Raw genomic sequence first — 23,143 nt, 5'->3', positions numbered from 1 at the left:
ATGCAGCACGAAAATGGGAAGATTATAATTGCCCCAGATGAATTACAGCAAAAAATCCTAGAAATTTTAATGAAATACGGTGTTAAACAAAAAGATGCTAAAATAGTAGCTGATACAATTGTAGAAGCTGAAATGCGTGGGGTAAAATCACATGGGATAAATATGCTTCCCGCATATCTCAGACGTATTAAAGATGGTGGAATAAATATAAAAGTTGAACCGACAATAATTAAAGAAAAGGATTTTATTACTCTTATTGATGCTAATGGTGGTTTTGGCCAAGTAGCAGGGGAAATGGCGACAAAAATTGCTATAGAAAAAGCAAGGAAGTATTCATTAAGTTGGATTGGTGTCCGTAATTCAAATCACTGTGGAATGCTTGCTTATTATACAGAAAAAATCGCGCATGCCGGGCTTATTGGGATAATGCTGGTAAATGCTAATCCAACAGTAGCTCCCTATGGAGGAATGGAAGCAGTTCTTGGGACAAACCCTATTTCAGTAAGCATTCCTACCAAAAATATCCCAATTATATTAGATATGGCAACAAGTAGCGTGGCTAAGGCTAAAATATATCGTGCGAAAGAACTTAATGAGAAAATCAATCCAGAGTGGGCGATTGACGAAAACGGTTATCCAACTGATGATCCTTCTAAAGCAATTAATGGGGTTTTAACCCCGTTAGGAGGTCCAAAAGGATTTGGCTTAGCAATAATTGTTGATGTAATTGCAGGAATATTGAACAATTCAGGTTTTTCACATTATGTAACTTCTGTCCACAAGGATACCACTAAAAGCCAAAATGCAGGTTTAACAATTATAAGCGTTTCTTTAGAGAGTTTTTTGGAACTAGAGACTTATTATCAGAAAGTCAATGAACTAATTAATTTAATTAAAGCTTCAAAGCCGCGACCTGGTTTTGATACAATCTATCTCCCTGGAGAAATAGAGGCAATGAATCGCGAAAAAGCTATAAAAAAGGGATTAGAAATTGATGAAAATATCTTGAATGCAGCCTTTGAAAGTAGATAAGAACTTAGTAAAAAAGTGAGGATAATTTTAATGAGTGAACAAGATTTACTAAAAGGAACTAAAATTATAGATATTAGTTCGCCATTATATAATGAGATGGATAAATATCCAAGTTTAGAAGGATTTAAGCTTCAGTGGATAAGAACAATAAGCAATGAGGATCGCGCAAATATGTCTCGGATTACAATGGAAAGCCATGTCGGAACCCATGTGGATGCTCCTTTACATTTTATAAAGAATGGCAAAAGCATAGATCAAATGCCACTTCAAAACCTTTTAGGAATTGCAGAAGTTATAGAGATTCCTTATCCTTGCACAGTAACAAAAGAATTTTTGGAAAAATATTACAAAGGTAATAGAATTCTTCTTTTTAAATTTGGGAAAAATCGATATAATCGTAATTTTGATTACTTTGATTTAACAGCTACTGATTTTTTTATTCGACACGGTGTGAAAGCTTTAGGAACTGATAACTTTAGCGTGGATAGTAAAAATACTAAATATAAAATTCATGAGGCTCTATTAAAAAATGAAGTTTGGATAGTAGAAGGTTTAAACTTCGAAAATGTAACCTCGGGAGTGTTCGAGTTTATTTGCCTACCATTGCTTATTAAAAATGCTGAAGGTTCTCCGGCTAGAGCTATTTTGCTAGAAAAGGAGAATGCAAATTGAAAATCGTGATAAGTGGTGCAACGGGATTATTAGGTTCTGAGCTTGCTGAACATTTTTCAAAGTGTGATGAAGTGTTTTCTTTAAAAGGTTCTAAAGATATAAATATTCTAGATTTTTCATCGATAACTGAAACAATTGTCCGTATTAAACCACATTTAATTATACATGCTGCCGCAATGAGAGATTTGGACATATGCGAAGAAAATCCTGAGCAAACATACTTAGTCAATACTCTAGGAACGAGGAATTTATTAAATGCTGCTAGAAAGGCAAAATCAATATTTGCATATATTAGCTCAAATTCAGTATTTGATGGTAAAAAGGAAAACGCATACACTGAGTTTGATGAAGTAAATCCTATTAATGTTTATGGCAAAAGTAAACTAAAATCTGAAGAGGAGGTAAAAGCCTCTGGTATTCCGTGCTTTATTTTACGCGTTCCTTATCTGTACGGAATAGATGGCCATCCTGATAGAAATTATATTTTGAAGATAGTTAAAGCCCTTAAAACTAATATGCCAATGATTTTAGCATGCGATCAAAAAGATAATCCTACGTATGTAAAAGATTTAGCTTTTATGATTGAAAAAGTTATTAAAAGTGATGCATACGGCTTATACCATTTAGGTAACAAGGGAACAGCAAGCCGGTATGAATTTGCCGTTGAGATCGCAAAAACATTAGGATTGCAATATGAAAATATCTTAATCCCTAAGACAATACAAGATATGAAGAGAATGGCTCCGCGGCCAGCTAATACAACATTATCAACATTAGTTTATGAAACCATATTTGATAAGAATATCCGCAATTGGAAAGAAGCTCTGCACGAGTGCTTGGAAAAAGTTGATGAAAAAACTTTATAAAATATTTAACTATTGATGCAAATCTAGGTTTCAATTGGACTTAATTTAAGAAGGAAGAAGGCGGGATATGGAATAAAAAAAGCAGATATAATTTAAAAAACAAGAATAGAAGCGGAAAAGGAATTTTGTAAACTAGGAAGAAATTATTCAGGCTTTCATATTTTCTTAGCATTTACGTGCGAGTATTTGGAGGGGTATAAATGAATGTGCTAACAGTTTGTGGTTTGGGCATTGGCTCCAGCGTAATTCTTAGAGTTACAGTAGGCAAAATCCTTGATGAATTAGGTATTAAAGATTACACGATAAATGTTGCGGATATTGGAACTGCTAAATCTACGCCATTTGACATGGTTGTTACTTCTACTGAATTAGCTGACGTTTTAAAAAAAGCTCTACCTGCAGACAAACAATTTAAAGTAATTCCAGTTAGTAATTTTGTAGACAAAAATGAAATAAAATCAAAAATTATTACTTGCTTAAAGCAAATGGGGAAACTGTAATTCACGGCAAAACTCAGATATAAAGAAAGAAGCTTCGCTCTTGTTTACATTTTATTATAAAGAGTGAAGCCATTAAAGGATTATAGTCAGTTTAAAATAATTAAATAAATTATATCACAATCACTGTAATATTTCAAAAATCTTTATCCACAATTTCGGTTTTAAAAACAAGATTTGCAAAGCCTTAAAATTTAGAAGGAGGATTATGAATGAGTTTTTTATGGAGCTTAATAAATGACTTCCTTGGAAATTCAGCAATACTTATCGGTTTAGTTGTTCTGATAGGTCTTCTTGCGCAAAAAAAATCATCAGATCAGGTAATTACAGGCACTCTTAAGACTATTATGGGAGTTATTATTCTTAGTACTGGTGCAGGCGTTATGTCGGGCGTAATTTCAAATTATTTATCGCCTTTAATAAAAGAAGCTTTCAATATGCAAGGAATTGTTCCCATGACTACATCTGTAGTTAATATTGCAACCACAAATTATGGTTCGACTGTTGCCTATATTATTGTAGGGGCTTTTATAGTAAATTTAATACTTGCCAGACTCACCCCTCTTAAATATATATTCCTTGCAGGACATCATTTTCTCTATGCGGCCTCTGCAATAACCGTAGGCTTTGCAGCGGCAGGGATCACAGGTATGCCCGTTGCCATAATTGGCTCAATATTAGCTGGTATAGCATATGTGGTTCTTCCGGCAATAAATAATAATTTTATGAGAAACATAACAGGTGGGCAGCCTCTTGCAATGGGACACTTTGGAGCTACTGGCTATTGGCTCGGTGGGCAAGTTGGAAAATTATTTAAAAGTGATAAAATGGTGAGCACAGAAGATATTAAACTTCCAAAAGCACTTGGTTTTGCAAAAGAAGTTGTTTGTGCAACTACATTAGTTATTGTTGCTCTTTTTGCAATATGTGTAGCTTTTGCGGGTACATCTTATGTTGCTACAGAACTTAAAGTAACACAAAATATAGTTGTTTTTATTTTAATTCAAGGCATAACCTTTGGTGCTGGTCTTACAATACTTTTGCAAGGCGTAAGAATGATGATAGCAGAAATTTTAGTTGCATTTGAAGGAATAGCCTCTAAAGTTGTTCCCAATGCTGTTCCGGCGCTTGATTGCCCTGTTGTTTTTCCATATGCGCCAAATGCAGTTCTAATTGGTTTTATATCTGCTACAATTGCGGGTATTCTTACTTCTGTTATATTTGGTTATCTTGTTGGCGTAGCTGTTGTTCCCCCAATGATAGAATTCTTCTTCATGGGTGGCACTGGAGGAGTTTTCGGAAACTCAACAGGTGGAGTTAAAGGTGCGATAGCTGCTGGAGCACTACAAGGTGTATTATTTATAATTTTACCTTATTTTTATTTTGTATGTTGCAGTTCTATTTTAGCGGCACAAAGTGTAACAGTAGTTGATCCTGATTTTTGCTGGATAGGAATGATATCGAATGGAATAGGACGACTTTTAGCTGGTATAGGAGGATTTTAATTTATATATAATAACAACAATTATATTTTTCGAAAAAGAGGGAAACAATTTTAATATGACCCTCTTTTTCTTTTTGACAAAATTAATAAATACATAGGGCTTGAACAAAGTAAAAACTAGCACTTTTAGACGCTGGTTAGTAATAGAAGCTTATGGCCTCAGGGCGAACCACCATTGCAATATGCCCCTGCAAGTAGACAGGTTAAATATCTAAAATTAGTGCCTATGGACTGTCACTCGAATCTGTGTGGCAGTTTTTTGTATATTTTTATCACATTTTTAATTACCCAAGATTCATTATTTCCTACTAATCAAGCTCAAGCTAAATTGTGCCACTATCATTCATTTTTTAAAACTTATTATAAAAGTTATAAAAATATGGTTGATGTGCTATAATAATAATCGCAGACAAAATGGGGATTACTTTTCTTTCTTATAATTTATTATCAATGATTGGAGGAAAAAAATGGACTTAAAATCAATTAGCGATAATGTTTCAAAAGCAATTGAAGAGCTGTTTTCTATAGCCCCTGTAAAGCCCGGCCAGATTCTTGTGATAGGCTGCAGCACAAGTGAGATTATGGGCGGGAGAATAGGGAAATATTCCAGCATGGAAGCTGCAGAGGCTGTTGTGGAAGGCATAGCAAATGTCATACCAAAATATGATGTCAGACTTGCTGCTCAGTGCTGTGAGCACCTGAATCGCGCACTGGTTGTAGAGGAAAAAGTAGCAGAACAATATAATTTAGAAGTAGTCACAGTAAAACCTGCTATGCATGCCGGAGGCGCTTTTGCAACCATGGTTTTCGAGAAAATGGAGCATCCTGTGGTAGTGGAATACATAAAAGGACACTTCGGTCTTGATATAGGGGATACATTAATAGGAATGCACATAAAACATGTAGCTGTTCCGGTAAGGCTTAGCATCAATAAAATAGGACAAGCCAATCTTGTAGCGGCTCGTTACCGCCCTAAGCTCATCGGTGGCGCTCGAGCGGTAATACCTGAGACGTGGGATAAAACAGGTCAAAAATAAAAAATTTCATAGGGCAATACTTTTAATAGGGTCACCGGTTTCAATATTGACAAGGGATAGATTTGATTTTTCGAAAATAGCAAAAGATGGTGTACCGTCTTTTGGCAGCGCACAAGAACCCGGATTTAAAAGTATCAGCCCTTCTTTTTTTTCTAAGACTTTTACATGAGTGTGGCCTGTTATTAAAATATCAATTTTCCATTTTTTAGCAAGTGAAATAAGTTCCTCTTCTGTGGTTTGATGACCATGCGTAATGAGAATTTTACACCCATCAATTATCAGTAATGCATAAGGAGACTGAATCGGAACTGAAAGCACCACCTGATCAATGGGTGCATCACAGTTGCCTGCCGCTGCTATAAATGGTACATCCAATTTGTTTATGGCTTTTGCAAGTTCTGCAGGATTGTAGCCTTCGGGCAAGGGATTTCTCGGTCCGTGATAAAGTATATCTCCTGCATGAATAATATAGTCATATGGCTTTGCTATTTCCAAAACTTTATTAAAAGCATCTAAGCTTCCATGAGTATCACTTAATATTGCAATTCTCATTTTAGACCCCTCCTGTCAAATTTTAAAGTTATATTCCTATTTTACATCTACATTAAAAAAATCCTTTTGTCAATCGCATACCGACAGAAATCCAAAAGAATTTTTTGAATAGCCCGGGAATATAAAGTATAATAGAAGCAATTCGAAATTAATGATAAAGGGGAACGCGAAATGAAACTTGGAGTATGTCAGATGTCTGTTTCTGAAAAACTTGAGGTTAACAAGAATAAAATCATCAGCTTCATAAAAGAAGCTTCTTGTCAAAATATGGATTTTATTGGTTTTCCGGAAATGGCGCTTACCGGTTATACGCCGGAAATTTTATCAGATAAAAATTTAAATGAATTGGTGCAAAATGCCTTAGATGAAATTAGCAAAACCTGCGAAACGTCAAAAGTTGGAGTCGCAGTAGGACATCCCTATACTGAAGAAGGCAAACTTTACAACAGTGTATCTGTATTTTTACCCAATGGGAGAACCTATAGCTATGATAAAAAATATCCTACAAAAGCAGAATTAGAATACTTTGAAGCGGGTAAAAAAGACCTTTTTGTTTTTACATATAAAAACAAAACAATTGGAATTATGATATGTAGAGACCAAAACTATCCAAGTCTTGCCAAAGAACTTAAAAATAAAGGGGCGGAATTTATATATATTCTATCAGCTCATTTTTATAATCCTAAAGAGGCCCGATGGAAGTTAGAAAAAAATAGGGCGATTCCTATAACAAGAGCGGTTGAAAACCAGGTTTATGTTCTGCTATCAAATTTTGTAGGTTCACATCTTGGAATGGTAAGCTTGGGCAATAGCCTGATTGTTGATCCGGAGGGAGCGGTGGCAGTTTCAACTGGAGAAAGCGAAGAAACCTTAATTTCAATTTCAGTTTTACCATAAACTTCAAGTATTATGTACACATGCTTAATTAGCGTTCAAATATTAAGATTTCATGGTAAAATATATTCAACAGCCAGGCAAATAGAGAAAATTTTAGGGGGTTTATGGCATGAAAAAAGTCAGACAATTTTTAGTGTTGCTATTAATACTGATTTTATGTGTTTCGTTAGTTGCCGGATGCGCTCAGTCAGCCAATAAGGCACCGACCAATTCGAAAAATACCCAGGAAAATCAGACGAAAGTTAAAAACCCCGATACCATGGTAGTAGCCTATAATGATCAGCCCACCACATTAGATCCTCATATAGCTTATGATCCAGAATCATTGCAAGCTATTTCACAGGTTTATGAGGGATTGGTTACTTACAAAGGCGGCACAAATGAAGTTGTCCCACAACTTGCGGAGAGATGGGAAACAAGCAGTGATGGAAAAGTGTGGACCTTCTACCTTAAAAAGAATATAAAGTTTACAGATGGAGCTCCATTTAACGCAGATGCTGTCAAAACTTCTTTTGAAAGACTGCTTAAAATTAATCAGGGGCCGGCGTGGATGTTCGATATGATAAAAAGCATAGATGTTGTTGATGAATACACCGTAAGATTTAACCTTGAATACGCCTTTGTTCCGTTTATTCATGCTCTTGCAAACCCCTCAGGTCCGATGATTATAAGCCCTAAGGCTATAAAAGAACATGAAGAAAATGGAGACTTGGCACAAAATTGGTTAAGACAAAACATGGTAGGTACCGGCCCTTATATGCTGGAAAGCTGGAATATGGGTCAAGACTTTACGCTGGTAAAAAACCCTGACTATTGGGGAGGATGGGAAGGAAAACACGTTTCCAAGGTTGTGTACAAAGTTGTTCAAGAATCTTCTTCCCAAAGACTTATGTTGGAAAGCGGAGATGCAGATTTTGCAAATGCCATACCGCGAGATGTTATAGAAGATCTTTCGAAAAATCCCGATATAACTGTACAAGTTGACAGTACCGTCAACTTGCTTAATCTGTTTTTTAATAACCAAAGAGGTGCTCTAAAAGATAAAAGAGTGCGTCAGGCTATGGCGTATGGATTTTCTTATGATGACTGCATAAAGGGCGTATTTAACAATTTAGGCAAAAGAATGCAGGGACCACTCCCGCCAGGAATGTGGGCCCATGATTCAACCATTAAACCCTACGAAAAAGATGTAGAAAAAGCTAAAAAGCTTCTAGAAGAAGCAGGATATCCGGGAGGAAAAGGTCTAAAGTTTACAATAATGGTAGAGACAGGCTCTGAAGACTATAAAAAAGTTGCAGAACTGTTTCAAAGCGATATGAAAGAACTTGGGATAGATATCAGCATACAGGTTTTAGCATGGGCAACCATAAAAGATATGTTGGCATCAGCGGAAACTGCACCTGATATGTTTATAAGCGGTTTTTATCCTGACTATTTAGACCCGGATAATGTGCTTTATGCTCTTTACAGCTCAAGAACCATAGGCAGCATAAACGAATCTTTCTATACAAATCCGCAAGTGGATCAGCTTTTAGAGGAGGCTCGCCGCTCTACGGATTTGGCCCATAGAGAAGAACTTTATAAAAGAGCCCAACAAATAATAAACGATGATTGTCCGGCAATATTTATACTTGTACGCGACAATATTACGACTATGAGGTCATGGGTAAAAGGTTTTGTATTTCACCCGATTCTCGTAAATCGCTATTACTTTATGTATAAGGAATGACCTGGAGGGGTAATTTTGACAACATATATTGCAAGAAGAATTGCAATGCTAATCGTTGTTTTAATTGGCATGTCGCTGTTAACTTTTATAATATCACATGCAATTCCGGGGGATCCGGTTCGCCTTGCGGCCGGTCCCCATGCAGGTCCTGAGCAGATTGAATCCTTGAGGAAGCAGCTAGGTTTTGATAAGCCCCTGCCCGTTCAGTATTTAATGTATATTTCAGATCTTTTGCATGGAGATATGGGTACTTCTATCGAGACAAGAAAACCTGTAAGGGAAGAGGTCCTAACATATCTTCCCGCCACAGCCGAACTTTCAATTTTTGCACTTTTAATAAGTGTAGCTATAGGATTGCCGCTGGGAGTTGTTTCGGCTACAAGAAAAAATACATTTATAGATAACGGAGGTAGAATTGCAAGCCTGCTCGGTGCATCAACTCCTATATTTTGGTTGGGGCTTTTGCTTCAACTTTTATTTTACAAAAAATTAGGCCTTCTCCCTATAGGCGGGCGCATAGGAATAGAACTAAATCCCCCTGCACATATAACCGGTTTTTATATAATCGACAGCATTTTAAGCGGCGATTGGCTCGCGCTAAAGAGTAGTATACTTCACTTAATATTGCCTGCATTTACCTTAGGATACGGTTCCATGGCTGTATTTACACGAATGACTCGCTCGAGCATTTTGGAAGTATTGAATGAAGACTATATTAAGACAGCAAGAGCTAAGGGACTTAGCGAAAGAGTTGTAATTTATAAGCATGCTTTAAGAAATGCCATACTACCGGTGATGACTATTATCGGTCTCCAATTTGCATCGCTTTTAGGAGGTGCTGTGCTTACTGAAACGGTGTTTTCGTGGCCGGGTATAGGAAACTACGGTGTGCATGCCATAATGACATTAAATTTTCCGGCTATTATGGGAGTGACACTGATTACAACCGTAATATTTGTAATCGTAAACTTAATTGTCGATATAAGTTATGCCTTTATCGATCCTAGAATCGTCTATAAATAATCGAGGTAGCTGATAATGAACAAAAAAACTTTACTAAAGTTCTTTAAAAATCCTTTGAATCTAATAGGTACGTTGATTATTATTATGCTGATACTTGTTGCTGTATTCGCTCCTTACATAGCAAAATTTGATCCGATAGAAATTTCTATGAGCGATAAGCTTTTACCACCGGGCAGTCGCCACCTTTTTGGCACTGATGAAATGGGAAGAGATATATTCAGCAGAATAGTTTACGGTGCGCGCATATCCCTTGCAGTAGGGATAGAGGTAGTAACTTTTGCTGCGGTTATAGGAGTGATATTAGGGGGAATTAGCGGATATTTTGGCGGGTGGATAGATGAAATAATAATGAGAATTACTGACATGTTTTTATCCTTCCCCTCATTTATACTTGCAATGGCAGTTGCAGCTGCCTTAGGACCGAGTCTTACAAATGCTGTGATGGCAGTAAGCCTTACATGGTGGCCGTGGTATACCAGAATAGTAAGAGGTCAGATTTTGGCCTTAAAGGAATTTGAATATGTGGAGGCTGCAAAAGCAATCGGCAATAATGATATGAAAATCATCTTTAAACACATTCTACCGAATTGCATTTCGCCTGTTATCGTGGAAGCTACCATGGATATAGGATTTGCTATACAGCTTACTGCCGGTTTAAGCTTTATTGGTCTTGGAGCACAGCCTCCCACTGCTGAATGGGGTGCCATGATTTCAACCGGCCGTCAGTATATATTAAGTCATTGGTGGTATCCTACTTTTCCGGGTATGGCAATTCTTATAACGGTTTTAGGCTTTAATCTGATAGGAGACGGACTTAGAGATTTTTTAGATCCCAAAACAAGGAAGTTTACAGAACGTTAGAATTGCTTAGGAGGATTTTATATGATTGAAATTAATAAAAAAGAACTAGTCAAAAAAGCCTTATCTGCCATGGAAAATGCATATGTGCCCTATTCTAAGTTTCCCGTGGGAGCCTGCGCGGCTACTGCAGACGGGGAAACGATCTTAGGCTGCAATATTGAAAATGCATCATATGGGCTTACCGTATGTGCTGAAAGAGTAACGCTTTTTAAGGCTTATTCAGAAGGAAAAAAGGATATAGCGGCTTTAGCTGTCGCTGCAAATGTAGATGAACCGGTTTCTCCTTGCGGAGCCTGCAGACAGGTTATAGCTGAGCTTGCACCTTCTGCTATTATTTATCTTTCAAATAGAGATGGCTCCAAAATAAAAACAATGACCGTAGAGGAACTTTTACCTTATGCATTTCGTCTGTGATTTTTGGCGTAAAATCAGCTTAATAAGTAGTGCAAGAAATTAAATAAATTTTTGGATGGGCGGTGATATCGTGTTTTTTATGACAGATATTATTGAAAAAAAGAAGCGGGGATTAAAACTTTCAAAAGAGGAGATACAGTTTGTAATTGACGGCTATGTAAACGGCAGCATTTCTGATTATCAGATATCGGCTCTGCTTATGGCAATTTATTTTAAAGGAATGGACGAAGATGAGACAACAAATCTTACTATGGCTATGGCTTACTCAGGCGAAACAGTAGATTTATCTGAAATCAAAGGCATTAAAGTGGATAAACATTCTACAGGAGGTATTGCAGACACCACTACGTTGGTTTTAGTTCCCCTTGCTTCTTCTGTGGGAGTAAAGATCGCAAAAATGTCCGGACGAGGTTTAGGACATACGGGAGGCACTATAGATAAGCTGGAATCAATTCCCGGATTTTGCTGCGAACTGGATGCAAAAACTTTTATCAATTCAGTAAACACCATTGGCGCTGCAATAACAGGCCAGTCAAAGAACCTGGTGCCGGCAGACAAAATGCTCTATGCACTAAGGGATGTAACAGCAACAGTAGATTCCATGCCTCTTATAGCAAGCTCAATAATGAGTAAAAAAATTGCCGGTGGTGCCGATAAAATAATCTTAGATGTAAAGTTTGGCAGCGGTGCCTTTATGAAAACCTTTGAAGATGCCTTAGAGCTCGGACGTTTAATGGTAAAGATAGGAAATAGAGCGGAAAGAGAAACTATAGCCTATATTACTGATATGGAGCAGCCTCTAGGTCTTGCTATCGGCAACGCCATAGAGGTTATAGAAGCAATAGAGGTGTTGAAAGGAAGCGGACATCCGGATCTTCTTACACTTTGCCTTGAGTTTGCTGCAGAAATGATGCGAATGGCTGAAATTGAAAGCGATAAATCAAAGGCCGTGGCAAAACTAAAAGATAGCATAGACACAGGAAAAGCACTTGAAAAATTTAGTGAGATAATAAAAAACCAGGGAGGAAATCCGAAAGTTATCCAGGATTATTCACTGTTTCCTCAAGCTAAATATGAACTTGAAGTTACCGCAGCACAAGACGGCTACGTAAGCAAAATCGATGGAGTGCGTTTAGGCACTACAGCCATGAAACTTGGAGCAGGCAGGCAAAAGAAGGATGATGTGATAGATCCGGCAGTGGGTATTTGGATATATAAAAAAGTGGGAGATGAAGTAAATAAGGGCGAAGTCTTTGCAAAAATTTTAGCAAATGACAGAGCAAAACTTGACTGGGCGAAGGATGAAGTAAAAGAAGCCTTTGAATTTGACTTAAAGCCCACCGAAAAAAGGAAGGTTATTTGGGCGAAGATAACAGGAGATAAAATAGCGAAGTTTTAAAAAGGGATGGTCATCATGATAAAAAAAGTTACTATGATAGTGCTTGACAGTGTAGGTGTTGGAGAAATGCCGGATGCTGCAAAATATGGAGATGAGGGAAGCAACACGCTGGGAAATACAGCACGGGCTGTAGGCGGGCTTAATATGCCTAACATGCAAAAGCTGGGCATTGGAAATATTATAGATGTGATGGGAGTGCCGCCGGTAAAAAAGCCTCTTGGCGCATATGGCAAGGCAGCCGAAAAATCTCCCGGCAAAGATACTACTACAGGACATTGGGAGCTTGCGGGAGTCGTCCTGGAAAGGCCGTTTCCTGTATATCCTAATGGCTTTCCTCCAGAAATAATAGAAGAATTTGAAAAAAGAACAGGCACTAAAGTCTTAGGCAACAAGCCGGCCTCAGGCACGCAAATAATCCAAGAGCTGGGAGATGAGCATGTCAAGACCAAGTGCCCAATAGTATATACTTCGGCTGATTCTGTATTTCAGATAGCAGCTCACGAAGATATAATTCCACTTGAAAGACTTTATGAGATGTGCAGAATTGCCAGAGAGATACTTCAGGGAGAACACGCAGTGGCAAGAGTAATAGCACGTCCATTCACCGGTACATCGGGAAATTACGTAAGAACATATAACAGAGCTGATTTTTCACTAAAACCCCCTTACGAGACCCTCCTTGACAAGGTTTTGGCTGCCGGGATGGAAGTTATCGGCGTCGGCAAAATTTGGGATATTTTTGCAGGACAGGGTATAACTAAGTCGATTCATACAAATGGGAATACAGATGGGATAAATAAAACTATTTTAGCTATGAATGAGCTTGACCGGGGACTAGTATTTACAAATCTTGTGGATTACGACATGCTTTACGGACACGGAAACGATCCTGTAGGATATGCAAAAGCCTTAGAAGAATTTGATGCCCGTCTTCCTGAAATAATTTCAAAACTTAAAGAAGAAGATGTGCTGATAATTACCGCGGACCATGGATGTGATCCAACCACTGAAAGCACTGACCATTCAAGGGAATATATTCCCGTCCTGATTTATGGAAGCAAGATAAAGCCGGCAGTAAACCTTAACACTTTGCCGTGTTTTTCTGATGTGGGCCAAACGGTAGCCGATTTTCTCGGCTGCGAAAAGCTAAAGAATGGAAAAAGCCTTAAAGAGCTTATAACATATAGTTTATGATAATTGGAGGAATGCCACATGTCTTATAGAGAAGAAGTAATGCAGGCTGTAGACCACATCAAAAATAAGATAGATACACAACCAAAAATTGGCATAGTTTTGGGCAGCGGATTAGGAGAAGTTGTAGAAGGAATAGAGGATAAGACAGTAATACCTTATTCAAATATTCCCGGATTCCCTGTTTCAACAGTAAAAGGGCATGCGGGAAATCTGGTTTTTGGAAAATTAGAAGGTAAAGATGTAGCAGCAATGCAGGGCAGATTTCATTTTTATGAGGGACACCCTATATCAAAAGTGGTTTTTGGAGTTAGGGTGATGGGCCTTCTGGGGATCAACACATTGATTGTGACAAATGCTGCAGGAGGAATTAATGCATCCCTCAAACCCGGAGATTTAATGGTTATAAAAGATCATATTAATTTTGCAGGGGAAAATCCGGCTATAGGAGAGGAAATTCCGGAGTTCGGGCCTAGATTTTTTGATATGACTTATGCTTACGACCCTGAGCTTATAGAAACGGCAAAGAGAGTTTATGAGAAAAATAAGGTTGCTTATAAGGAGGGGGTATATGCATTTCTGAAAGGTCCAAGCTATGAAACACCTGCAGAAATAAAGATGCTGTCAATAATCGGTGCTGATGCTGTAGGCATGTCGACAGTACCGGAAGTCATAGCAGCAAGGCAAATGAATATAAAGGTTTTTGGAATTTCTTGCATTACAAATATGGCTGCAGGAATTTCAAAAAATAAGCTGTCACATCAGGAAGTAATAGAAACATCAGAGAGAGTAAAGAAAGATTTCATAAAAATAATAAGCGGCGCAGTAGCTGAAATGTAGCAGATCCTTTAATTGCACAAAGCCTTTTAAAATGATAAAATGGGGTTGGCTCAATCGAAGCCTGGAGGTGATATTTATGGAAAATGTAATTATAGTAACTGATAGTTCATCTGATCTTCCGGAAGGTATTATCAAAGATTATCCTATAAAAGTTTTGCCAATGCCTGTTTCTTTAAAAGACGATCCGACAAAAGATATTTCGAATTTAAGTCTCAAAGAGTTTTATGATTCTATTAGAAGAGGAGAAATTGTGCCTACTACATCGCAAGTTACAGTTCCGGTTTATATGCAGTGTTTCAAAGAGTATTTAAGCCAAGGGAAGACACCTTTAGTGTTGGGCCTTTCTTCAAAACTTACAAGTAGTTATGAATCTGCCCTTCTTGCAAAAGAAAACTTGAAGGCAGACGAGATAATTATCATAGATACAAAGTGTGCAAGCCTGGGACTTGGATTGGTTGTTTTAAAGGCTGCTCAAATGGCAAAAGAAGGCAAAACAGCCCAAGAAATAGCTCAGGTAATAGAACCTTATGCATTACATATGGAACATATATTTACAGTAGATTCCTTGGAATACCTAAAGCGCGGAGGAAGGATTTCTGCTACTCAGGCCTTTGTAGGAGGCCTTCTTAATGTAAAGCCGGTTTTGCATTTTGTAGACGGAGCGATTCTTCCACTAGAAAACGTGCGAGGACGGAAAAATGTAGTAAAGAAAATGATAGAAATTATGGCGCAGCGAGCTAAAAACCCTCAAGATCAGGTAATTGGGATAAGTCATGCGGATAATGAGGAACTTGCGCTAGAACTTAAAGAAGCGGTTATCAAAGAATTTGGAGTAAAAAATATAATAATGTCATGGATAGGACCTGTAATAGGCTCTCACGCAGGCCCTGGTACTGTGGCACTCTTTTTTCAGAATGCATAAATGAGGGCGCAAAAGCGATACAATAAGAATTTGCGTATACAATAAATATTGAATTCTAATATGCAGTATACTGTATAGATAAATCAAAAGTATTGTGATATAATACTTTTGTTTGTAATAATCGGGCTTCAAAAACTGTGTGGCTGAGAATAATTATAAATCTGAAGTTAAATGTGCAAAATGTCACAAGCAGCATCTATTAAGAAACCCGCAGGGAATCCAGCGAAGTAGCTGGAACCTCTATACAAAGAGCGACCACTAGTGGCATTGAGCAGGCCGGTAATGCATAGGTCAGACGAACTAAAGTTTGTGGCCTAGAATTACGAAGCTCGGTATTTCAATGCCGAGTAGTTCACGAGCCTTTACAATATATTAGACAAACTTTAAGCAATAAGCAAAAGGAGAGGAAAAATTAATGGCAAAAGTTATGAAATCCATGGATGGCAATAATGCCGCTGCTCATGTTGCATATGCCTTTACTGAAGTAGCTGCAATTTATCCAATCACGCCGTCTTCACCTATGGCGGAATATGTGGATGACTGGGCGGCCCATGGAAGAAAAAACATTTTTGGTCAGGAAGTCAAGGTAATAGAGATGCAATCTGAGGCAGGTGCCGCAGGAACAGTTCATGGCTCTCTCACCGCAGGCGCGCTTACCACAACATTTACAGCATCTCAGGGTTTACTACTGATGATCCCTAACATGTACAAAATCGCCGGCGAGCTGTTACCGGGTGTATTTCATGTAACAGCTAGAGCTGTGGCAGGTCATGCCTTATCTATTTTTGGAGATCATTCAGATGTTATGGCTTGTAGGCAAACCGGATTTGCGATGCTGGCATCAGGCAGTGTTCAGGAAACAATGGATTTAGCAGGCGTAGCGCATCTTGCAGCCATCAAAGGAAGCGTACCATTTGTTCATTTCTTTGACGGGTTTAGGACATCCCACGAGATTCAAAAAATTGAAGTTCTGGATTATGAAGATCTTGCAAAATTAGTAGATTATGATGCAGTGAAAAAGTTTAAGAAAAGAGCATTAAATCCAGAAAACCCTGTAGCCAGGGGCACTGCTCAAAATCCTGATATATTCTTCCAAGCAAAGGAAGCTGCAAATCCATATTATTTGGCTATTCCACAAGTAGTAGAAGAATACATGAATGAAATTAATAAACTTACAGGCCGCAACTATGGTTTGTTTAACTACTATGGGCATCCCGAAGCTGAAAGAGTAATAGTTGCAATGGGTTCTGTATGTGAAACTATTGAGGAAACCATAGACTACCTCATGTCACAAGGCGAGAAAGTAGGAGTTTTAAAGGTTCATTTATTTAGACCTTTTTCTATAGAGCATTTCCTGTCTCAAATGCCTAAAACGGTTAAGAAGATAGCTGTTCTAGACAGAACAAAGGAGCCTGGAGCCCTAGGCGAGCCCTTATATCAGGATGTGTGTACAGCTTATATAGCTGATGGTAACCGACCCACAATTGTAGGAGGCCGCTACGGTTTAGGTTCAAAGGATACAACGCCCACACAGATTAAAGCTGTTTACGACAATCTAAAAGCTGATGAACCGAAAAACCACTTTACTATTGGTATAGTAGATGATGTGACAAATACATCTCTTCCTTTAGGAGAATATATTGACACAGTCCCGGAAGGGACTACCTGTTGCAAATTCTGGGGTTTAGGTTCAGATGGAACTGTAGGAGCAAATAAGAGCGCTATTAAAATTATTGGCGACAACACCGATATGTATGCTCAGGCTTATTTTTCCTATGACTCCAAAAAATCCGGCGGAGTAACAATTTCACACTTGCGTTTTGGCCATAAGCCTATCCGTTCAACATATTTGATTGACAAAGCTGATTTTGTTGCATGTCATAATCCTGCTTATGTAGGCAAATATGATATTCTTTCAGGCTTAAAAGACGGCGGCACTTTTCTATTAAACTGCCAGTGGTCTAAAGAAGAACTTGATAAAAAACTTCCTGCATCTGTAAAAAATTATCTTGCAAAACATAACATTAACTTCTATATAATCAATGCTGTGGATATCGCTCAGGAAATAGGCCTTGGCGGAAGAATAAATATGATAATGCAGGCGGCATTTTTCAAACTTACAAACATTATCCCAATCGAAGAAGCTGTGAAGCACCTCAAAGAGGCCATAGTAAAATCATACGGTCATAAGGGCGAAAAAATAGTAAATATGAACTACCTGGCTGTTGACAAAGGTATTGAAGCACTTGTAAAAGTTGAAGTACCTGCTTCTTGGGCTGATGCAGTTGACGAAGAGTCAAAGGTAGAGGCCGATGTTCCGGACTTTATCAAAAACGTAGCTGATGTTATGAATCGCCAGGAAGGCGACAAGCTTCCGGTAAGTGCTTTTGTCGGACGCGAGGATGGCACTTTTCCAGTAGGCACTACAAAATACGAAAAACGCGGCATAGCAGTAAATGTTCCTGAATGGCAGCCTGAATCATGTATTCAGTGTAATCAATGCGCATTTGTATGCCCTCATGCTGTAATAAGACCTTTCTTATTAAATGAAGAAGAAGTAAAAAATGCACCTGAGGGATTTGTATCTAAGAAGGCAATAGGCAAAGGATTGGAAGGTCTGAACTTTAGAGTTCAGATAAGCCCGTTAGACTGCACCGGATGCGGCGTATGTGCGAATACATGTCCATCAAAAGAAAAATCCCTAATTATGAAGCCTTTAGAGAGCCAGACACATCAAATACCTTATTGGGATTATGCAATGAGTCTTTCTGAAAAAGAAAATCCTTTAAAAATAGAGACAGTAAAAGGCAGTCAGTTTGAACAGCCACTTCTCGAGTTTTCAGGCGCATGCGCAGGCTGCGGCGAAACTCCTTATGCGCGCTTAGTAACTCAGCTATTTGGCGACAGGATGATGATTGCAAATGCTACCGGATGCTCATCTATTTGGGGCGGCAGCGCACCATCTATCCCATATTGTGCAAATAGAGAAGGGTATGGTCCTTCATGGGCAAATTCTTTGTTTGAGGATAATGCGGAATTTGGCCTTGGCATGTATCTTGCAGTGAAGCAAACACGTGAGAAGCTCGCTCTGCTGATGAAAGAAGCAATGGAGTTTGATATACCATCAGAACTAAAAGATGCTTTCAAGTTGTGGCTTGATAACATGAATGACGCCCGCGCAACTAAACAAGCAGCGCTTACGATCATTCCGATACTTGAAAAGTATAAGACAAATGACGAAAAAATCAACAAAGTTCTGGCCGAGATTTTAGATAAAAAAGAATATCTAGTGAAAAAATCACAGTGGATATTTGGTGGAGACGGCTGGGCATATGATATTGGTTTTGGAGGTCTTGACCATGTATTGGCCTCAGGCGAAGACGTAAATGTTCTGGTATTCGATACAGAGGTTTATTCCAACACAGGCGGCCAATCCTCAAAATCCACTCCTACTGCAGCGGTAGCTCAATTTGCAGCAGCAGGCAAAAATATCAAGAAGAAAGACTTGGGACGCATAGCCATGACTTACGGATATGTGTATGTTGCTCAGGTGGCTATGGGCGCCAATCAAAGTCAATTAATAAAGGCATTAATTGAGGCAGAAAGTTATCCGGGGCCATCTTTGATTATCGCATATGCACCATGCATAAATCATGGCATAAAAGCCGGAATGGGAGCCAGCCAGCTTCGTGAAAAGCAAGCTGTAGAAGCAGGTTACTGGCACTTATACAGATACAATCCGCTACTTAAGGAGCAGGGTAAAAATCCATTTATCTTAGACTCAAAAGAGCCTACGGCAAACTTTAGAGAATTTTTAATGGGTGAAGTTCGCTACACATCTTTGCTTACTGCTTTTCCGGAAAGAGCAGAAAAACTCTTTGAAAAAGCAGAACAAGATGCAAGAGAGCGTTATGAAATCTATAGGAAGCTTGCAGAGGGTTAATAAAACAAAAGCCGGCGTTAAAAGTAACGCCGGCTTTTGCATATGGGGAATTTTATTTACACTTCAAGATTAATATTGAATTTCTACTGTTTTTATTGTTTGATTCCAGCTTACTTTTGCCCCCAAAGCCTCACTTATAAATCTTACCGGAACCATTGTCCTGCTATTTTGTATAATGGCAGAAGTATCAAAGGTTACAGTTTTACCATTAACATCTGCTTTGCTTTCACCGATTTTAAGCTTTATAGTCTTATCGTCTTTGCAGATTATAACCATTCTATTGTCATTATCCCATTCGACCTGAGCTCCAAGGCTCTCAGATACAAATCTTACAGGCACCATGGTTCTGTTGTCTTGATTTACATAAGGAAGCTCATCGGGAAAAACTACTTCTTTTCCATTTACGACAACCGATATGTCAGTAATTATAATCGGGAAGCTCTTAGATATATTTCCGACTTTCACCTCAATTGTTGCCGTTCCGGGATCTACTGCTTTAAAAGCCAATGTTTTTGTATCAAAACCTACCGGTTTTGAATAAGATACTTTCCAATCGCATGTGTATGGGTAGCCAAGAAGCATTTTGCTGCCTGCAGGGCTTACTCCATAGATTTTAAGGTTAGTTGCTGTACCTGCTTTTACAGTAACTGTTTCAGATACGATTTGATCAACAATTGGAATTACCTGGTAATTTACAGCTTGATCAGAAACATTAAAAACTACAGTTGCAGGTTCTGGCGAATTTATAGAGGGGATGGAGACAAAATGCACGCCATCTTCTGCTCTACTGCTAAAAGGTGCTGCTCCGGCCCCGCCTATAACCCATACGCTGGAACCAGATGATTTTGCATGGGAAATCAAGATCTTTTTAAGCAAGTCGCCCTCCAATGTGTCTGAAAAATTCTCAGGCATTCTATCCAATACCACAAAAAGGGCCTTTGATTTATCCAGAGAAGCCAAATCTTTTTGCAAATTTATCCATTGGTTGTAGTCTGTTAATCGAAGACTGCCTTTTGTAGCGTCTAAAAGCATGAAATTTGCACCTTTTTCGGATGAAACAGCATAACCCTTGCCAGTCATCTTATAGTTCCTAAAATCCTTTAATTGGCTGCTTAATGAGCCGTTGTCAGCCCAAGGTTGCCCTACTACAAGAGTAAGTGACGCATTTGAGTTATTTATTATTTTAGCGGCAGCAGACATTGTCCTTGTATAGCTTTCCTGGTCGGGATTCACCAAAGGCTTTGCTCCTACTGCGCCAAATGTAAATCCACTTCCTTTTTGATTTGCCGTATCAGTCCAAACAGTAGGTTGAGGCAGCAAAGATTCGTTGTAATTTCCCGCAATCAAAGCCGTAAGGTCATCGAAATAAACGGCTCCTTTAATGCTTGCTTCGGGATCTGTTTCTACAACATAAATTGTTTTGAGTGTAAAAGGCTGTTTGCCAGACGGCAAGGTTACCTCGATTTGTTTCCAACCATCCCAGTCTACGCTTCGCGCAAGGTCTAAAATAGTTTCTTTACCGGAAGCATCATTTACAGAGACCCTCAGCCATTCACCTTGATTATCGCCATATACCCAAAGAGAAATTTTACTTGTATTTAAAGGCAGTGCCTTGCCGCTATTTCCAAAGGAAAGGTATGCGGCTCTTGTAGCATTTCCTGCTGTAAAATCATAATCGAGCCTGCCGGATGCCTGTCCTGAATATACTGGTTCCGGTGCCGAAACGATACTAAATGCTCCTTTTACATCAGCGGGATACGATGTAAAATTTTTGCCATTTAAGGTTTCAAAATTATCTACTACTTGACTGTAATATCCTACTTGAACAAGAGCTCCTGCAGTAAGCCCTGAAAATTCTCCTATTACAGCACCACTTGCCGGAGTCTGACCTGCGGTAAATTCTAAACCGCTCATTGAACCGATATCACCGACAATTTTCCATTTTATGTCCGATGGGTCAAGTAAAGCCTTAAAACCTTCTGCATCAATTACAGATACCCGAAATGTGGTTTTTGCACCTGGATTTAACTGAACCTTTGAAGGCTCTATAGCAAGCGTTACACCGTCTTTTAAAACCCTTATATCAGAAGACGCCTGAATATCGCCAAAGCTTGCGGTTACTTTTCCTGTTCCACTTTTTTCTGCGACAAATACATTACCTTCAAAGTAGCCGATATCATTTGACACACTCCATACTACTTTACTTGAATCAAAATCTACCAAATTGTAGTTTTTATCATATGCTTGAGCTTGAAATGTCATATGCCCGCTTTTTGCAATGTTAAAAGATGAAGATACAATGTTGAGCCCATAAATTTGACCTACAGGTTCTCTTGCAAAAATAGCCACGGCATTTGTGATAAGTCTTTGAACGCCTTCAGACACACTGTTTAGCACCTGCGTTTGAGTTTGGCAAAAAGGCCTTGCCACCATAGTCGATGATCCGCCGCCATCAAGGTTTAATGCGTTGTAGGCTCCAAGATTGAGCATAAGTTGTGCTAATTCCTGCTGAGTCATTCCTCGGCTTTGTGCCTGACGGCCATCTACTACAACCATTATCATTGTCTTTTTATCTGCAGTAAAACCTATTGCCGTTCGAGGATGGGTTCCTGCTATATTATGGGCAAAAGTCTGCGGGATAGCGCCATTGTCTACTAAAACAGCTCCCCCGCCCAAAGCCATTTTTAAATTTGAAATATCCGGCGCAATCGAAAGCTCGAGTTCTACCGGGTCGCCTATTTGGAAATGACCCTTCATAAAAGCTGCACCCTCGCCCCATGCCATAAGCACAAGCCCGTCTTTTGGAATTTCAGTAGTTTGACCCTCTGAGATATTTATGATTGTATTGTCTTTCACTGTTAAAAAAGTTAAATTAGGGGCGCCGTTTCCCAGTTTAGGCGTTGATTGTCCAAACTCGGGAGTGTATACAAAAATGTGATTGTAGCTATCTCGTATTTTGTTCACGCCATCCACAAAGTAGTAGCTACGATCAGGCGCTATAAGCTTACCGGAAAAAGTCATCGTTAGTATCTGGGGAATTTTGTCATAAGTCATGGCAATTGATGACATTCCCTGCAAATTTAACGGTGTGGAAATTAATTTTCCGTTACTGATTTGAGGCCCTATAGGTGCGGAAGGCGTGGCCATAATAAAAAAGTCTCCGTTGATTCCGGCTATGGCGCCGTTATCCTGTACCATCTTATTTAGTGGCGCTCGCTGCGAAAGGCCGTTACTTCCTATGATTGTGTCGATATCAACATTATCAGATGTAAGATCTGCTCTTAAAATATGAATTTTTTGCCAGCCCTGTGAAGTAAAAATAGTCTGCTCTTCATAAGTTACGCCTCCTGTTACCGGGAAGCCTTGGCTTTCCTGATATAAAAGGATCTCCTGGCCGAATGCCGGCGTTAAAAAAGATGTAAAAATGAGGATAGCAACAAGTAGTGGAATAAGACGATCTTTCCAATGATTTTTAAACTTATGTAACATTTCTTTCCCTCCGTGTGTATTTGTTAAAAATAGATTGCATAAAAAGCGCTAAACTATCCCTCCTTGTTTCTGATCCCCCGTAATTGCAGATAATCTTCTACAAGTTTTTTCTGCAATTATATACATTATATATCAGACGTGCAAAAATGAGAAATGTTCCATCTACTGCAAAACTCTGGTAATCTCAATTTGACTATTGTATAATAGTGTAAATTCTATTTTTTGTAGAATAAAATACTTAAGTAAAAGCTATCAAAAACGATAATTAAAAACCC

At 38.7% G+C, this 23,143-nt stretch carries 18 protein-coding genes; 16 read left to right on the top strand and 2 right to left on the bottom strand.

Features of this window, described 5'->3' with window-relative positions; genetic code table 11:
• From TSYNT_RS05820 to TSYNT_RS05795, 6 genes are all read left to right on the top strand, one after another.
• Window positions 1-1,032, top strand: coding sequence for an Ldh family oxidoreductase (locus TSYNT_RS05820; protein ID WP_059032560.1), 1,032 nt, complete (start codon window positions 1-3; stop codon window positions 1,030-1,032).
• Between the two features lie 30 nt (window positions 1,033-1,062).
• Window positions 1,063-1,704: a cyclase family protein gene (locus TSYNT_RS05815; RefSeq protein ID WP_059032559.1), complete on the top strand. Its 642-nt coding sequence runs from the start codon at window positions 1,063-1,065 to the stop codon at window positions 1,702-1,704.
• A gap of 5 nt (window positions 1,705-1,709) precedes the next feature.
• Window positions 1,710-2,570 (top strand): SDR family oxidoreductase, encoded by an 861-nt coding sequence (locus TSYNT_RS05810; RefSeq protein WP_238142658.1) that lies wholly within the window; start codon window positions 1,710-1,712, stop codon window positions 2,568-2,570.
• 200 nt (window positions 2,571-2,770) lie between these two features.
• Window positions 2,771-3,070, top strand: a complete 300-nt coding sequence (locus tag TSYNT_RS05805; protein ID WP_059032557.1) for a PTS sugar transporter subunit IIB — start codon at window positions 2,771-2,773, stop codon at window positions 3,068-3,070.
• A 209-nt stretch (window positions 3,071-3,279) separates the two neighbouring features.
• Entirely contained in the window at window positions 3,280-4,572 is a 1,293-nt protein-coding gene (locus tag TSYNT_RS05800; protein WP_059032556.1) for a PTS ascorbate transporter subunit IIC, read from the top strand.
• A gap of 466 nt (window positions 4,573-5,038) precedes the next feature.
• Window positions 5,039-5,608, top strand: coding sequence for a TIGR01440 family protein (locus tag TSYNT_RS05795; protein ID WP_059032555.1), 570 nt, complete (start codon window positions 5,039-5,041; stop codon window positions 5,606-5,608).
• 6 nt (window positions 5,609-5,614) lie between these two features.
• Here the strand turns inward: TSYNT_RS05795 and yfcE are convergent, their stop codons facing one another.
• A complete protein-coding gene (gene yfcE, locus TSYNT_RS05790; protein WP_059032554.1) occupies window positions 5,615-6,160 on the bottom strand; it encodes a phosphodiesterase in 546 nt (181 codons plus the stop codon).
• Between the two features lie 171 nt (window positions 6,161-6,331).
• Here yfcE and TSYNT_RS05785 point away from each other — a divergent pair, with 171 nt between their 5' ends.
• From TSYNT_RS05785 to nifJ, 10 genes are all read left to right on the top strand, one after another.
• A complete protein-coding gene (locus TSYNT_RS05785; protein WP_059032553.1) occupies window positions 6,332-7,057 on the top strand; it encodes a carbon-nitrogen hydrolase family protein in 726 nt (241 codons plus the stop codon).
• Between the two features lie 109 nt (window positions 7,058-7,166).
• A complete protein-coding gene (locus tag TSYNT_RS05780; protein ID WP_059032552.1) occupies window positions 7,167-8,786 on the top strand; it encodes an ABC transporter substrate-binding protein in 1,620 nt (539 codons plus the stop codon).
• Between the two features lie 15 nt (window positions 8,787-8,801).
• Window positions 8,802-9,809, top strand: a complete 1,008-nt coding sequence (locus TSYNT_RS05775) for an ABC transporter permease (RefSeq protein ID WP_202859731.1) — start codon at window positions 8,802-8,804, stop codon at window positions 9,807-9,809.
• 15 nt (window positions 9,810-9,824) lie between these two features.
• On the top strand, window positions 9,825-10,670 hold the full coding sequence (gene nikC, locus TSYNT_RS05770) for a nickel transporter permease (RefSeq protein WP_059032551.1): 846 nt from the start codon (window positions 9,825-9,827) through the stop codon (window positions 10,668-10,670).
• A 21-nt stretch (window positions 10,671-10,691) separates the two neighbouring features.
• A complete protein-coding gene (locus TSYNT_RS05765) occupies window positions 10,692-11,084 on the top strand; it encodes a cytidine deaminase (protein WP_083497667.1) in 393 nt (130 codons plus the stop codon).
• Window positions 11,085-11,163: 79 nt separating this feature from the next.
• Complete coding sequence (locus tag TSYNT_RS05760; protein ID WP_059032871.1) at window positions 11,164-12,483, top strand: pyrimidine-nucleoside phosphorylase; 1,320 nt, start codon at window positions 11,164-11,166, stop codon at window positions 12,481-12,483.
• 15 nt (window positions 12,484-12,498) lie between these two features.
• A complete protein-coding gene (locus TSYNT_RS05755) occupies window positions 12,499-13,677 on the top strand; it encodes a phosphopentomutase (protein ID WP_059032550.1) in 1,179 nt (392 codons plus the stop codon).
• An 18-nt stretch (window positions 13,678-13,695) separates the two neighbouring features.
• On the top strand, window positions 13,696-14,514 hold the full coding sequence (locus tag TSYNT_RS05750; RefSeq protein ID WP_059032549.1) for a purine-nucleoside phosphorylase: 819 nt from the start codon (window positions 13,696-13,698) through the stop codon (window positions 14,512-14,514).
• Between the two features lie 76 nt (window positions 14,515-14,590).
• Window positions 14,591-15,436 (top strand): DegV family protein, encoded by an 846-nt coding sequence (locus TSYNT_RS05745; protein WP_059032548.1) that lies wholly within the window; start codon window positions 14,591-14,593, stop codon window positions 15,434-15,436.
• Between the two features lie 415 nt (window positions 15,437-15,851).
• Entirely contained in the window at window positions 15,852-19,379 is a 3,528-nt protein-coding gene (gene nifJ, locus TSYNT_RS05740; protein ID WP_059032547.1) for a pyruvate:ferredoxin (flavodoxin) oxidoreductase, read from the top strand.
• A 69-nt stretch (window positions 19,380-19,448) separates the two neighbouring features.
• Here nifJ and TSYNT_RS05735 read toward each other — a convergent pair whose 3' ends face one another.
• Window positions 19,449-22,868: a stalk domain-containing protein gene (locus TSYNT_RS05735; protein WP_059032546.1), complete on the bottom strand. Its 3,420-nt coding sequence runs from the start codon at window positions 22,866-22,868 to the stop codon at window positions 19,449-19,451.
• Between the last annotated feature and the right edge of the window lie 275 nt (window positions 22,869-23,143).

The organism is Tepidanaerobacter syntrophicus (genome assembly GCF_001485475.2).
GTDB lineage: Bacteria > Bacillota > Thermosediminibacteria > Thermosediminibacterales > Tepidanaerobacteraceae > Tepidanaerobacter > Tepidanaerobacter syntrophicus.
Note: the sequence above shows the minus strand (reverse complement) of the source record. Positions and strands in the feature narration are given on the sequence as shown.

What these genes read in the sequence shown, in the direction of transcription:
- TSYNT_RS05765 (WP_083497667.1), top strand. Translation starts at nt 10,692, where the DNA reads ATGATTGAAATTAATAAAAAAGAACTAGTCAAAAAAGCCTTATCTGCC.
- TSYNT_RS05755 (WP_059032550.1), top strand. Translation starts at nt 12,499, where the DNA reads ATGATAAAAAAAGTTACTATGATAGTGCTTGACAGTGTAGGTGTTGGA.
- TSYNT_RS05815 (WP_059032559.1), top strand. Translation starts at nt 1,063, where the DNA reads ATGAGTGAACAAGATTTACTAAAAGGAACTAAAATTATAGATATTAGT.
- TSYNT_RS05735 (WP_059032546.1), bottom strand. Translation starts at nt 22,868, where the DNA reads ATGTTACATAAGTTTAAAAATCATTGGAAAGATCGTCTTATTCCACTA.
- TSYNT_RS05820 (WP_059032560.1), top strand. Translation starts at nt 1, where the DNA reads ATGCAGCACGAAAATGGGAAGATTATAATTGCCCCAGATGAATTACAG.
- TSYNT_RS05805 (WP_059032557.1), top strand. Translation starts at nt 2,771, where the DNA reads ATGAATGTGCTAACAGTTTGTGGTTTGGGCATTGGCTCCAGCGTAATT.
- TSYNT_RS05785 (WP_059032553.1), top strand. Translation starts at nt 6,332, where the DNA reads ATGAAACTTGGAGTATGTCAGATGTCTGTTTCTGAAAAACTTGAGGTT.
- TSYNT_RS05750 (WP_059032549.1), top strand. Translation starts at nt 13,696, where the DNA reads ATGTCTTATAGAGAAGAAGTAATGCAGGCTGTAGACCACATCAAAAAT.
- TSYNT_RS05760 (WP_059032871.1), top strand. Translation starts at nt 11,164, where the DNA reads ATGACAGATATTATTGAAAAAAAGAAGCGGGGATTAAAACTTTCAAAA.
- nikC (WP_059032551.1), top strand. Translation starts at nt 9,825, where the DNA reads ATGAACAAAAAAACTTTACTAAAGTTCTTTAAAAATCCTTTGAATCTA.
- yfcE (WP_059032554.1), bottom strand. Translation starts at nt 6,160, where the DNA reads ATGAGAATTGCAATATTAAGTGATACTCATGGAAGCTTAGATGCTTTT.
- TSYNT_RS05745 (WP_059032548.1), top strand. Translation starts at nt 14,591, where the DNA reads ATGGAAAATGTAATTATAGTAACTGATAGTTCATCTGATCTTCCGGAA.
- nifJ (WP_059032547.1), top strand. Translation starts at nt 15,852, where the DNA reads ATGGCAAAAGTTATGAAATCCATGGATGGCAATAATGCCGCTGCTCAT.
- TSYNT_RS05800 (WP_059032556.1), top strand. Translation starts at nt 3,280, where the DNA reads ATGAGTTTTTTATGGAGCTTAATAAATGACTTCCTTGGAAATTCAGCA.
- TSYNT_RS05795 (WP_059032555.1), top strand. Translation starts at nt 5,039, where the DNA reads ATGGACTTAAAATCAATTAGCGATAATGTTTCAAAAGCAATTGAAGAG.
- TSYNT_RS05780 (WP_059032552.1), top strand. Translation starts at nt 7,167, where the DNA reads ATGAAAAAAGTCAGACAATTTTTAGTGTTGCTATTAATACTGATTTTA.